Below are 12,963 nucleotides of genomic sequence, written 5' to 3' on the forward strand. Positions count from 1 at the left end.
CCCCGCTGCTATTGCCACAGCCCGGCCTGCTGGCACTTGCCCTTGCTCATGGGGTTTTCGTTGCCTTGCATGGCTTCGATGCGTTTGGCGCGGGTGCATTCCCACTGGTCCACCGGGTACATGCCGTCCCAGGCGTCCATGAGCTTTTCCTGCTGGCGGCTCAGCTCAAAGCGCGGATAGGCCCAGGCCATATACTTCACGGTGCGGGCTATGGCGCCCCGCGCATGCTCGGGCGGCTCCACCTTGTTGTCCTGTATCTTCATCCCGCAGGAGCCGAAGGTGTTCGCAACACCCGGCAACATCGCATAATTGTAGTTGCTGCGCAGGGCGTTCACCGCGCCTATGGCCGGGTACAGATTGTACATGTCCGCCTGCATGAGCCGGTATTCCCTGTTCACCCGCTCGGCGCACTTGCGGCCCTTGAAGGGCCCGCGCTTGTCCTGGCACTCGGGGGCTCCGTCGCGCCATTCCGGGAACGTGCGCCCGAAGTTTTCGGCCGGCACCACATGCTCCCACTCGATCTGCGAAGCACGGGCCTTGTGCTTGGGCGTGGTGAAGCCGGGCGGCGGGGGCACCGTTCCGTTCTCGTCATACGTGGCTTGGCAGTAGAAGGTGACGCGGTGGTCGTGGTAGATGGCGCGGCTCAAGGTCCGCTTGGCGCCCTGGAACGAATCCTCCCGCGTGTTGCCGCGGGGCTGCGCGCTCTTTTGCGCGCTTTTCTTCGTTTCCTGCTTGCCTTTGTCGCCCTCGCCGCAGGACAAAAGCACCAAGGCCAGCAGCGCGTATGCCGCCAGCGTGGCGAGGCGTGTTGCGGCGTGGGCGGCTGCGCTGGTCGTCATGGCGGCTCCGGCTGTTTGGATGGGGAAAAACATGCCTCCGGCGGCCAGGAGCATTCGCCCCTGGACCCGATTGCCGCCGGTCCGGGGCAGACCCCGGACCGGCGGAGGGATCATTGTTTTGTGGCTGAATTTGGCGCAACCTGAGGGCGCAAGGCCAAGCCAACCCTAATGGGAATCCAAAGGGCGAATGCCCTTTGGCCCCCGGAGGGATATTCTCTTCGCTTTTACAGCCCCAGGTCCTTCCACAGCGCGTCGACCTTGGCCTTGACGCCTTCGTCCATGCGCAGGGTGTCGGGCCATTCGCGGTAGTGTCCGTCCTCGGGTCCTTTCTTGGTGGCGTCGATGCCCATCTTGCCGCCATAGAACGCCAGGGGCGAGGCGTGGTCGAGGGCGTCCAGCGGGCCGTCGAGGATGGCGATGTCGCGCCGGGGATCGACGTTGTTGCCGATGCGCCAGAGCACCTCGGAAACGTTCTGCACGTTGATGTTCTTGTCCACCACGACGATGATCTTGGTGAACATCATCTGCCCCATGCCCCACAGGGCGTACATGACCTTGCGGGCCTGGCCGGGGTAGCGCTTGTCTATGCTGACGAAGCACAGGTTGTGGAACACGCCCTCAAGGGGCAGGTTCATGTCCACCACCTCGGGCAGCTGCTTTTTGATGAGCGGAAGGAACAGGCGCTCGGTGGCCTTGCCGATGAAGCAGTCCTCCATGGGCGGCGGCCCGACGAGGGTTGCGGGATAGATGGCGTCGTGCCTGTGGGTTATGGCCGTGACGTGGAACACCGGGTAGTCGTCGGCCAGGGAGTAGTAGCCCGTGTGGTCGCCGAAGGGACCCTCGCGGCGGCGTTCCTTGGGGTCCACGTAGCCTTCCAGCACGAACTGGCTGGTGGCGGGCACCTCAAGATCCACGGTCTTGCACTTGACCAACTCCACCGGCTGGTTGCGCAGGAAGCCCGCGAAGAGCATCTCGTCGATCTCGTCGGGAATGGGCGCGGTGGCGGCGTAGGTCACGGCCGGGTCCGGGCCTATGGCCACGGCGACTTCGAGGCGTTTGCCCAGCTTTTCGGCCAAATGGTAATGGTAGGCCCCGCCCTTGTGGCGGTGCCAGTGCATGCCCGTGGTGTTCTTGTCGAACACCTGCATGCGGTACATGCCCGCGTTGCGCACGCCGGTTTCCGGATTTTTGGTGAAGACCACGGGCAGGGTGATGAACGGGCCCGCGTCGCCCGGCCAGGTGGTCAGAACGGGCATGATGGACAGGTCGACGTCATCGCCCGTGAGCACCACGTCCTGGCAGCAGCCCTTTTTCACGTGGTCGGGAAAGATGTTGGTGAGCTTCGAGAGCTTGGGGATCATTTGCAGTTTTTTGATGATGCCGTCGGGCCGCTCGATTTCGAGATATTCGTGGATGCGCTCGCCCAGGGCGTCCAGGTTGTCGCTGTCGAGCGCCATGTTCATGCGCTTGTAGGAGCCGTACATGTTGGTGAGCACCGGGAACTTCGCGCCCTTGGCTTTTTCGAACAAGAGCGCGGGGCCGAACTTCTTGCTCACCCGGTCGGTCACCTCGGCGATCTCCAGATACGGGTCAAGCTCCGCGCCGATGCGCTTCAGCTCGCCTTGACGGTCCAGATGCTTGAGAAAATCTTGCAAATCCTTGTAGGGCATGGAGTCCTCGCCTGATTGTGTTTCGCTAACACTAACAAAGGCGTGCCCCTTCTGACAAGCGGGCAGGCCTTTGTCCCCTGGGGTATTGACATGTTGAAAACAAAAATTTAAACATTGTTTGACGAACGCGGGAATGACAACAATGGAGGATGCCGTGGAGACACAACCAGACGCCGGAACCAAGGCCCGGCTTCTTGCCGCAGCGAGAAAGATCTTTGCCGAGCGCGGCGCGCGCGACGCCACGGTGCGGGACATCTGCACCGAGGCCGGCGCGAACGTGGCCGCGGTGAATTATCATTTTGGCGGCAAGGAAAAGCTCTTCATGGCCGTGCTTTCGGACTATCTGGAGCGCTGCTTTGAAAAGCACCCCGTCACCATGGGGCTGGGCCCGGAAGCGACAGCGCCCGAACGGCTCAAGGCATACATCCGGTCCTTTCTCTACCGGCTCATGGGCGATGGCGACCCCGTGGAGGAGAAGCTCGGCCTGCTGCTCGCGGCGGAAATCGTCGATCCCTCGGAGCAGTTTGAGAAGGTGGCGGCCAAGCTGCTCATGCCCTCGCACAACGCACTGCAAAACATCATCCGCGACCTGCTGCCAAAAGCGACAGACCAGACCGTGAAGCTTTGCGCTGCGGGCGTTTCTGGGCACTGCCTGCTTTTCGACAACGCCAAACAGCTCATCCGCCGCCTGCGGCCGGACATGGCCCTGGAGACTCTGGGCGTGGAGCTCGTGGCGGACTTTGTGTTCCGTTACGCCCGCGCCGGCATCGCCAGCATGGCCGAACCCGCCTGATTTATTGCTGCCCGCTCACAACAAGGAACCCCTGCCTGGGCGTTACAGGCAGGGGTTCTGGAGTGAGGCGGGCGTGCAGGGTCCCTCTTCCCGCACACCCGCGCCGCAAGGGAGAACCGAGGGTATCTAGACGGCCGCTTCTCCGCGCTCGTTGGTGCGGATGCGCACGGCCTCTTCCACGTTGATGACGAAGATCTTGCCGTCGCCGATGCTGCCGGTGTTGGCGGCGGCGCGCACGGCCTCCACCACGGCGGGGGCGATGGCGTCGTTGACGATGACTTCGATCTTCACCTTGGCCTTGAACACCACCTGGTATTCAGCGCCGCGGTACATTTCCACATGGCCCTTCTGGCGGCCGTAGCCCTTCACTTCGGTGACGGTCATGCCGTGCACGCCGGCCTTGTCCAGGGCGTCCTTCACTTCGTCGAGCTTATGCGGCTTGATGATGGCTTCAATCTTCTTCATGATGTATCTCCTCAAGCCTAGCGGTGGGTCTTGTTGATGGAGAATTCGGGGTAGCCGATGACGGCCACTTCGGCCATGTCCAGACCTTCCTGCTCAACCTCGGCGGGCACGCGCATCTTGGCGATCTTGTCCGAGATCTTGAAGAAGACGTACATGACCACGAACACGAAGATGAAGTTGACGGCCACGGCGATGAGCTGCGCGCCGAGCTGGCTCGGGTCGCCGTAGAACAGGCCCTTCACGGTGCCGTCCACGCCATTGAGCTTGTCACCGTAGGTGCCGTCGGCGAAGAGGCCGAGGGCGATCATGCCCCAGGCGCCGTTGACGCCGTGGACAGAGATGGCGCCCACGGGGTCGTCGAGCTTCAGCTTGTTTTCAACAAAGAGCACGCTGACGCAGAGCAGGATGCCCGCGATGACGCCGATGAGCACGGAGGCGATGGGGTTGACGAAACCGCAGGGGGCGGTGATGGCGACCAGGCCGGCGAGCATGCCGTTGGCGGCCATGGAGATGTCCGGCTTGCCGTAGCGCAGCCACATGTACATCATGGCGGACATGGCGCCGCCAGCCGAAGCGAGCATGGTGTTGACGGCGACGACGCTGATGCGCATGTCGCCACCGGCCAGGGTGGAGCCGGCGTTGAAGCCGAACCAGCCGAAGGCCAGGACGAGACAGCCAGCCAGGGCCATGGGAATGTGGTGGCCGGGAATGGCGTTCGGGGTGCCGTCGGCGCGGAACTTGCCCATGCGGGGGCCAAGAATCATGGCGCCAGCCAGGGCGGCCACACCGCCGGTCATGTGCACGACAGAGGAGCCAGCGAAGTCAAGCACACCGTGTCCCAGGCCGAAGTTGCTGCCCAGGGTGGAAAGCCAGCCCGCGCCCCACACCCAGTTGGCGTACAGGGGGTACACGAACATGGAGATGAAGAAACCGTAGATGACGAAGTTCTTGAAGGTCCAGCGTTCGGCCATGGCGCCCGTGGGGATGGTGGCCGTGGTGTCCATGAAGACCATCTGGAAGAGGAACATGGTCAACACCGTGGTGTCATAGACATCTTCGCCCAGGAGAAAGCCCTTGGTGCCGAAGAGACCGAAGTCCTTGCCGAACAGTGAGATGGTGAACTCCTGATTGAGCAGGGTGCCGCCGCCAAGGGCCGCCGCGCCGCCGCTGCCGCCCATCTGCAGGGCGAAGCCGGTGAGCCAGAAGCCCAGCATGCCGATGCCGTACACCATCATGTTCATGCCCATGGTGTGGCCGGCGTTCTTGGCGCGGGTGAAGCCCGTTTCAGCCATGGCGAAACCGAGCTGCATGAACATGACGAGGAAGCCGCAAATGAGCGTCCACACCATGTTGATGGAGATGCGGTTATGGCCGACGACATCGGCGAGCTTGGTGGCCAGGGGTTCGGAGTCCTTGTACTTGTCCATGTCCACTTCGGTCGGCGCGCCGCCGGTGGCGTTGACCACGTCGGAAGCCGTGCCGATGCTGAGGCCGGCGGGATCCGGCTTCGGGGGATCCGCCGCGAAGACCGTGGCCGATCCGGCGAGGATGACCAGTGCAAGGGTAAGAGCCATTACGATGTTCTTGAGCATGCTGCCCTCCAAAAAGTAAGGTGGATTTTCATTCAACCGTTGAACCCCCTAGGGCAAGAAGCGGGCCAAGATTTCAAACATAATAAAATCATATAGTTGCACTGATGGTGGTGGTGTTGCGTCTGGCGTTGTGTTACAAAAATGCAATAATGTATTTACATGGCATTTACATCCTTACGCCTTGGATGCGGCGCCGAGGCGAGGCGAAGCATGCTTATCGTCTTGAATCTTGGGATGAAATGATCTTTCTGGATGGTTGGCCCCCATGTCTTTGCCAGATTGTGCTCCAGATTTGATTACGGATTTGTAGAATCGAGTTGCTAAATTCCATGATGCCGACGGGGTCGTGCGTGCCTGAGCCTTGCCGCGGCAACTTCTCGTAACTGTGCTTGTTTTGTGGAAGATGCCGCCCAGGGCGGATCTTGGCGGACTGGAGATGCCGTATGGGCACATGCCGAATGCTAAATGCTAAAAATGTAAATACAGACATGGTCGATGCTCTGAGCGCGATGCTGGATCGCGTCTGTGCGATCCTCTTCGCTTGCGCCTTGCACGCAAACCGGGCAAGGGAACTGCCGGTTCGCCGTGCGGACGTGATTCATGGGCGGCGATCGCAGTTGGCCTTGACTTTGGGCCGTTGAACCCCACATTGTAGTTGGCAGCAGGCCCTGTTCACTGGTATACAGGGCTTGTCGGAGGGGCTGGCCGCGAGAGATTCTGGCCGTCATCGACCCGGAAAGCGGGCATCGCCTTTGCGGTTCCCCTGCCTGCCGCCGCCCGACCTGATCCGTTCGGCACTCAACTGGCGTACAACCGGCACTTAGCGATAATTAACGAACACACGAGGCCTTGGGGTTTTACAAAACCCGGCGGGTAGGATAAATCCCCCTGTCAGCCAAACCCTGTGGAGGACATCATGCTCGGCGAACTGTTCCAGCCCATGCACCTGCTTCTTATTCTCGTCATTGCCCTGCTGCTGTTCGGTCCCGGCAAATTGCCGCAGATCGCCGCAAATATGGGCAAGAGCATCCGCGAGTTCAAGTCCGCGCTCTCCGCGCCGGAAGAAATCAAGGTTGCCACCCCCACCCAGCAGGCGGAGACCCAGGCCCAGCCCGCACAGCCCGCTCAGCAGTCCGCGCAGGCGGCGCAGGCGGAAGCGCCCAAGCAGGAGCAGAAGAACGCCTAGTGGCCTCTTTGCTTCCCAGCCTTGAGCCCCCGACAGGCTGCAACCCGGACCAGTGCATGCCGCGCGCAGGCTGGTCCGGTTCCGCTTGGCGCGCCCTGGCTTACGCAAACGCGGGGGCAGTCGCGTGGATCTGACTCATCTGCTGAGCACGTACGGCTACCTGGCCCTGTTCATTGGCACCTTCCTCGAAGGCGAGACCATACTGATCATTGCCGGGTTCGCCGCCTATAACGGACACCTCTCCCTGACCTTGGCCATTCTTGCGGCCTTTGCCGGCAGCTTTGCGGGCGACCAGACCGCCTTTTACGTTGGCCGCTACAACAAGCGCTTTCTGGAAACGCGGCTCAAGAAGTGGGAATGCCGCATTGAAAAAGTGCACCGGCTGCTTGAAAAGCATCAGGTGCTCGTGCTCATCTCGTTCCGGTTCTTCTACGGCTTCCGCAACATCACGCCTTTCGCCGTGGGCACCACGAACATCTCGCCGCTGCGCTTCTTTTTGCTGAACGGCATTGGCGCGGCGCTCTGGGCCATCACCTTCGGTGTTGGCGGCTATTATCTGGGCGATGTGCTGGAGCGCTTCCTTCAGGAAGCCAAGTGGTGGGTGGCCGGCGGGCTTTTCGGCCTGTTGCTGGTCCTCTGGCTGGTCAAGACCATCCGGACCCGGCTGCGCAAGTCCGCCTGCTAGAAAACGCCAGGCCTCAGGGCTTGCGCACCTTCACTATTTCCGGTCCCGGAGCCTCCACGCCAAGGGCCGCCCAGAAGGCGAAGACCTCAAGCCCCGGCGCGTCCACCCCTCGCATGATTTCTTCCGCCTTGCCGGCGCCATGATAGCTCTGCGTCAGGCTGCGGTTCAGCGTCAGCGCGCCGCCGTGCATGGCCACGCCGGCCATGAGCCCCACGCCGTCGGTAAAGGCCTGCACCGGCTTGTGCTCGGTGAGGGAGCCCCGGCTGGTTTCCTCGCGCACGCCCACCACGTCGAACTTCGCCGAGGCGTCGAAGTTGAGCCCGTTGTCCAGAATCCGCGCAAGCATCTCTTCGTCCATTATGGCCAGCACCAGGCGCGACTTCTCCAGTCCCACCTGGTAGCCATAGCCCGCGCCGGCAACGCCCACGAACACGGGCGCGCCCCAGCCGCCGTCGGCGCGGCGGGCCACCAGCACGCCGGAGCCCCCCCGCACGGAGTAGAAGAACCCCGCCTGGTAGACGCCGGGCAGCACGATGAGCGCGCGCGCCTCGGCAATGGCCGTGTCGAGCATGCGCGAGGCGTCGTCGCGGCGCATTTCGCGCAGGGTGCGGGTGGACTGTTCCAGCAGCGAGACCGCTTGGCGCACGGCAGGGCTGGCATCGGCCTTGTCGCCCGCTGGCCTGGGCTGCTGCTGTTGCGTGGCCGCGCAGGCGGAGAGGCTCAAAAGCCCGCAAAGGGTCAGGGGCAGAATATGGCGCATGGGATTTCTTCCCTTAGCCTGTGGACTTAGCCCACCAGGCTGGTCAGGGCGCCCAGTCTGGGGTCGGCGTCCGCAGGCAGCGCCGCGCCCGGGGCGGCAAGAATTTCGCGCAGCAGATCCACGCCGTCCAAAAGGGCCTGGCACACGTCCGGCCCGGCGGCAAGGCGTCCCGCGCGCAACTGGTCGAGCACGTTCTCCAGCCGGTGCGCGGCGGTCTCCACCTGGCGCAGGCCAAGCAGGCCGGCCCCGGCCTTGACAGAATGGGCGTCGCGGAACACGGCGTTCAGCAGATCTGCGGCGGGGGCGGCGGCGGTGCGCTCCAGCTCCAGCAGCCCGGTCTCCAGGTCGCCAAGGCGTTGGGCGCTCTCCTCGGCAAAGGCCGCCAGCACTTCAGGATCATGTTCATACATGGGGGGGAGCTCCGTTAGGCGTCTTTGCCCGCCACCAGACGCACGGCCACCTCGGGCAGGCGTTCCAGGTCGGGCTTTGCTATCTGCAAATCCGCGCCGACGCTCTCGCCCTTGTGGCGCAGCTCGTCGGTGATGATGGACGAGTAGAGCACCACGGGAAGCTGGCGCAGCACCGGGTGGCTTTTCACATGCTTGGTCAGGGTAAAGCCGTCCATGAGGGGCATCTCGATGTCCGAGATGAGGATGTCCAGAAAGTCGGAAAGGGGCCTGCCTTCCGTGCTTGCCCGGGTTGCCATGGCGCGCAGGGTGTCCAACGCCTCCTGGCCGTTGCCCACGATGATGGGCGTGATGCCCGAACGTTCCAGTGTCTTTTGGATCATGAGCCGGATGGTGGCGGAGTCGTCGGCCACCAGGGCCTTGAGCTCGCGCGTGGCCATGGTGGCCGGCGGGGTGTCGAAGTCCACCTCGGCCGGCGTAAGGTCGGCCAGTATGGTCTCCAGGTCGAGGAGCTGGATGAAGTGTCCGTCGCGTTCGACAAGGCCGATGATGGCCTGGATGCCGGTCTTGGGCATGTAGCCGTCCGGGGGAATGACCTCGGGCCAACCCACGCGGTGGATGCCCGTGACGCCGGACACCACGAAGCCGGTGACGGTTTTGCTGAACTCGGTGATGATGACGTTGTCGCGCGGGGCGGCCACCTTGGCTATGTCCAGCCATACGGCCAGGTCGATGACCGGCAGGATGTGGTGGCGCAGGGGAATGAGCCCCCGGAAGCTGGGATGGGCCGCGCCGGGCTGCGGTTCCAGGTGCGGGCTTTCGATGACCTCCATCACCTTGGCGACATTGACGCCGAAGGAATGCCGCACGGGGCCGCCGTCGGGGCCGGGTTCGCCGTCGATGTGGAACTCCAGGATTTCCAGTTCGTTGGTGCCGGTTTCCAGCAGGATGCCGGTGTCCATTGTGTGGGCTCCTGTGTTGAGAAAAGGGGACGGCGTCGAAGGGATTCTTCTACTCCGCGTGGGCCAGCGTGTAAAGCGCGCGCCGGGGCTATCCCGGCTGCTCGTCCGGCCGGGGCTGCTTGTGTCGCAGAAACTCCCCCAGGGTCTGGTCGGTCTCTTGAATATGATGCTGGACCCACTCCACGGCGAAGTTCAGAAATTCTTCCAGGCGCACGTTTTTGCCCTCGCTGAAGGTCTCCAGAAAATCCAGGGCGCGCATGGAGCAGTCGATGTGCTCTTGGATGTGCCGGTCATAGTGGGCGTAGGCTTCGGGGTCCATAAGGGCTTCCTCGGCCGCGAAATGCTCCACCACGTAATCGCACAGTTTGCGCAGGGGGCCGCTGGTCTCCGCCTCGGCGTCCGGTCCCTGGGCCGTTTCCCAGGTCTTGTTCACAAGGGCCAGCAACTGCTGGTGCTGCCGGTCTATTTCCGGCACGCCGATGGACATGCTCTGCAGCCAATGCACTTTCTCCATGTCGACTCCCGTTATTTGTGCATGAACTTCTGAACTGCCTTCCAGTCCTTGCTCGGCTTGTTCTGCAGCAGGCGGCGCACGCGCTGCAGGTACATGGCGGCCACAAAGTCGCCGGGCGCCGCTTCGTGCAGCGCGGTGAACTCCTCCAGGGCCTTTTCCCACTGCACCGTGCGGTACAGGGTCATGGCCCGCTCCCAGCGGGAGCAGAAGCCGAGCCTGGCGCGGGGCGCGGCCACGTCGGCATAGGGGCTTTGCGGCATGGAGCCGATCAGCTCGAAAATGGGCAAAGGCTCCTTCACGCCCTTGGGCACCACCACATCCACGGACCGGAACAGGAAATTGTGCCTGGCCTTGTCGCGCACGTCGTGGCTGACCAGAATTTTCGTGGCGTAGAATTTGTTCAGCCCCTCCAGGCGGCTGGCCAGGTTCACCACCGGGCCCAGGGCCGTGTAGCTCATGCGGTCGGAGGCGCCGACATTGCCCACGATGGCCGTGCCCGTGTGGATGCCCACGCGGGTGGCCATGACCGGCCCGCCGCTGGCCTCGCGCCTGGCGTTCAGCTCCTGCGAGGCCAAAGAGAGCCGCAGGGCCGCCAGGCAGGCGCTCTCCACGTGGTTTTCCGTCGTCAGCGGGGCGTTCCAAAAGGCCATGACCGAGTCGCCGATGAACTTGTCGATGGTGCCGCCGCTTTTCAAGATGGCTTGGCCCACAATCTCGAAGTACTCGGACATGGCGGCCATGAGGTCTTCCGGCGGCATGCCCTCGGACAGGGTGGTGAAGTTCTGCACGTCGGTGAAGAGCAGGGTGATGTCGTGCCGCTTGCCGCCCAGGCTGGGCACCGTGCCTTCCTTGATGAACTGGCGCACCAGGGATTGGGGCAGGTAGCGGCACGACGACAGCAGGGCCGAGCGCATGCGCGCCACGGCGTCGCCCAGGCGGTCCACCTCGTCGATGTGCGAGGTGATGATTTCGGTCGAATCCATCTCAAGCTTGCTGATGCGCTCGGCCTCATACGTCAGCTTGGCCAGCGTGCGCGCAATGTTGGCCGAGACGAGCAGCAGCAGCGGCACGCCCAGAATCAGCAGGCCCAGGGCGAAGAGAATGGCCTGGGTGCGGATGCGCTCGGCCGTGCCCATGAAGTCCGACTCGCGCGCCACCAGGGCCATGTGGTCGTTGTTGGAGCCCAGCTCGCGCAGCGGGCGCACGCCGACCAGATACGGCGTTCCCGCGACCACCAGTCTGCTCGTTTCGCGGATGTGGCCGCCGTTGGAGCGGAACAGCTTGTACACGGCAGGGGGCAGCGGGTCGTCCAGATCCTGCACGGCGGCGCGCAGCACGGTTTGCGATCCGCCGCGCGTGGCGGCTATCTTGGACACCTTGTCGGCATCGGGATAGGCGATGAGCTCGCCGTCGCCATTGAAAAGAAAGATGAAGCCGGATGCGCCGATTTTGGCCTGGGCCAAAAAATAGGACAAGGTGTCCAGGGTCAGGTCGAGCCCGAACACCGCGCGCCCCGGACCGGGAACGCGGTGGGCCATGGTGAGGCCGAGGGCTCCGGTGCTGCTGAAGACATAGAGGTCCGTCTTGATGGAGCTGGCGGAGCCCAGCGCCGCGGTGTACCAGGGGCGGCCGCGCGGGTCGTACCCGGCGGGGCGCGCGGCGCTGGTGCGCAGGGGCTTGGCGTCGCGGTCGAGAAAACGCCAGCGCTCCACGCGTGCGCCGCCCTCGGAGCCGATGCGCCGCAAAGCGTAGCGGGTTTGCGGCGGCGCCATGAGCCCCTGGGCGGTCTTGGGCCTGTGCGTCAGGGAGATGGCCTGGAAATAGTCGCCGTCGCCATAGCCGAAGTACAGCGAATACGTCTCCGGGTGCGTGTCGAGAAAGGCCAGCATGTAGCCGAGGAGCGGGTGCGCGAACCCGCGCGGCTTGACGCCCGCTCCGGGCAGGGTGGGCGCGGCGTCGCAGAGCATGGCCAGGGGCTTGGTGAGCAGCCGGGCCGAAAGCTCGATCTTGTCGCCCGCGGCGAGGATGTGCTTGCCGGCCTCCTCGCGCGCGCTGGTGATGCTCTGCTGGTAATACAGCCAGGTCACTGCCTCGGTAAGGGCCAGCACGCAGGAGAAAAACAGGATGATGACCGTGCGCAGCCGCACCACGGAGTGGTGGGATTTCGGCGGGGGCGGGGCTTCTGGATCGGTCATGGCATCCTCGGTTTATCGAGCGGCACGGCACATGTCCAGTTACGCATATCCTATACTCTTGAGGTGTCAAGCATTGTCCTAATGATGTGTGGAATACTCCTTGGCGAGGGGAGGGGGCGCAATGCCGAGGTGGACGCCCAGGCCCTTTGGCATTATGTGGATGGACCGCGCTATTGCGCTTGCCGGACGGCGGCGGCAGGGGGCGGGGCTTCGGCATCTTTGCCGGCGTGTGCTTTCATTGCGCCATTTTCGCCGAGCGGGACCGGGCGCTGCCCGCGAGCTGCGCCAGCCGCCTTTGGCGGAAACGCGACAGGGTGGCAAAACAAAAAGAGGAGTCATGCTTCTGTCGGCATAACTCCTCGAAATATATGGTGCGCCAGGAAGGATTCGAACCCTCGGCCGACGGCTTAGAAGGCCAACACCGGCACAGTCCGGCAACCCACGAACCCACGCCATTGCTGAGCTTCAGTGCTCACCATCCTTGACCGCAACATGCGGTTGTACACGGCTATCTCCACGCGGCACTTATCCGCATTCTTATCCGCTTATCTTCTCCGATAATGCGGGCGCTCTTGCGCCCGCCTCCGATCGTCTTTGCTCTTCCTCTTCTCCGCTCGCTATGCGCCCCGTGCGCCGCCCCCTTCCCCCCTTACATACGGGGATCAGTCCAAAGGTCCCATACGGCAATTTCGTGTCACGAATGTTTCACACATTCTGTTTCACGGGTATTGGGTCCTTCCCCGGCATGGGGAAACAGGGGTCGCGTGCAGCGCGCACCACCCGTCCGGGCAAATTTTCAATTCACCGGGAAAATGGGAAACCTCAAATTCTTGCGCAAATCGTGTTACGCGATTTCGCTTGCGTAACACCTGATTGCCGCACGAGGTGTCATTGT

The 12,963-nt window shown here is 63.2% G+C and carries 12 protein-coding genes; 3 read left to right on the forward strand and 9 right to left on the reverse strand.

The genetic code is table 11. The features are described from left to right. Window positions 1-8: 8 nt before the first annotated feature. The gene (locus tag ACYQ4W_RS03500) at window positions 9-839 is read right to left on the reverse strand and encodes an endonuclease (protein WP_459852864.1); all 831 of its coding nucleotides are present in this window, start codon (window positions 837-839) and stop codon (window positions 9-11) included. A gap of 224 nt (window positions 840-1,063) precedes the next feature. After that, entirely contained in the window at window positions 1,064-2,509 is a 1,446-nt protein-coding gene (locus tag ACYQ4W_RS03505) for a menaquinone biosynthesis decarboxylase (RefSeq protein WP_459852867.1), read from the reverse strand. Window positions 2,510-2,663: 154 nt separating this feature from the next. On the opposite strand from ACYQ4W_RS03505, the gene ACYQ4W_RS03510 reads away from it, so the two are divergent. Continuing rightward, a complete protein-coding gene (locus tag ACYQ4W_RS03510; protein ID WP_459852870.1) occupies window positions 2,664-3,302 on the forward strand; it encodes a TetR/AcrR family transcriptional regulator in 639 nt (212 codons plus the stop codon). A gap of 126 nt (window positions 3,303-3,428) precedes the next feature. Here the strand turns inward: ACYQ4W_RS03510 and ACYQ4W_RS03515 are convergent, their stop codons facing one another. Both ACYQ4W_RS03515 and ACYQ4W_RS03520 read right to left on the reverse strand, forming a co-directional pair. Then, window positions 3,429-3,767 (reverse strand): P-II family nitrogen regulator, encoded by a 339-nt coding sequence (locus ACYQ4W_RS03515; RefSeq protein ID WP_459852873.1) that lies wholly within the window; start codon window positions 3,765-3,767, stop codon window positions 3,429-3,431. A 17-nt stretch (window positions 3,768-3,784) separates the two neighbouring features. Then, window positions 3,785-5,359, reverse strand: coding sequence for an ammonium transporter (locus ACYQ4W_RS03520; protein WP_459852875.1), 1,575 nt, complete (start codon window positions 5,357-5,359; stop codon window positions 3,785-3,787). A 916-nt stretch (window positions 5,360-6,275) separates the two neighbouring features. Between ACYQ4W_RS03520 and tatA the strand changes: the two genes are divergently transcribed. After that, entirely contained in the window at window positions 6,276-6,545 is a 270-nt protein-coding gene (gene tatA, locus ACYQ4W_RS03525; protein WP_459852877.1) for a twin-arginine translocase TatA/TatE family subunit, read from the forward strand. A 124-nt stretch (window positions 6,546-6,669) separates the two neighbouring features. Then, window positions 6,670-7,230, forward strand: coding sequence for a DedA family protein (locus tag ACYQ4W_RS03530; RefSeq protein WP_459852879.1), 561 nt, complete (start codon window positions 6,670-6,672; stop codon window positions 7,228-7,230). Between the two features lie 13 nt (window positions 7,231-7,243). Here the strand turns inward: ACYQ4W_RS03530 and ACYQ4W_RS03535 are convergent, their stop codons facing one another. From ACYQ4W_RS03535 to ACYQ4W_RS03555, 5 genes are all read right to left on the reverse strand, one after another. Then, entirely contained in the window at window positions 7,244-7,990 is a 747-nt protein-coding gene (locus tag ACYQ4W_RS03535) for a lipid-binding SYLF domain-containing protein (protein WP_459852882.1), read from the reverse strand. Window positions 7,991-8,016: 26 nt separating this feature from the next. Further along, window positions 8,017-8,400 carry an Hpt domain-containing protein gene (locus tag ACYQ4W_RS03540; protein WP_459852885.1) on the reverse strand — a complete coding sequence of 128 codons (384 nt, stop codon included), beginning with the start codon at window positions 8,398-8,400 and terminating at the stop codon, window positions 8,017-8,019. A 14-nt stretch (window positions 8,401-8,414) separates the two neighbouring features. Next, a complete protein-coding gene (locus ACYQ4W_RS03545) occupies window positions 8,415-9,359 on the reverse strand; it encodes a chemotaxis protein (RefSeq protein ID WP_459852887.1) in 945 nt (314 codons plus the stop codon). 88 nt (window positions 9,360-9,447) lie between these two features. Continuing rightward, on the reverse strand, window positions 9,448-9,873 hold the full coding sequence (locus ACYQ4W_RS03550) for a bacteriohemerythrin (RefSeq protein WP_459852890.1): 426 nt from the start codon (window positions 9,871-9,873) through the stop codon (window positions 9,448-9,450). 11 nt (window positions 9,874-9,884) lie between these two features. After that, window positions 9,885-12,068 carry an adenylate/guanylate cyclase domain-containing protein gene (locus ACYQ4W_RS03555; protein WP_459852893.1) on the reverse strand — a complete coding sequence of 728 codons (2,184 nt, stop codon included), beginning with the start codon at window positions 12,066-12,068 and terminating at the stop codon, window positions 9,885-9,887. Between the last annotated feature and the right edge of the window lie 895 nt (window positions 12,069-12,963).

The organism is Humidesulfovibrio idahonensis, from assembly GCF_054657715.1.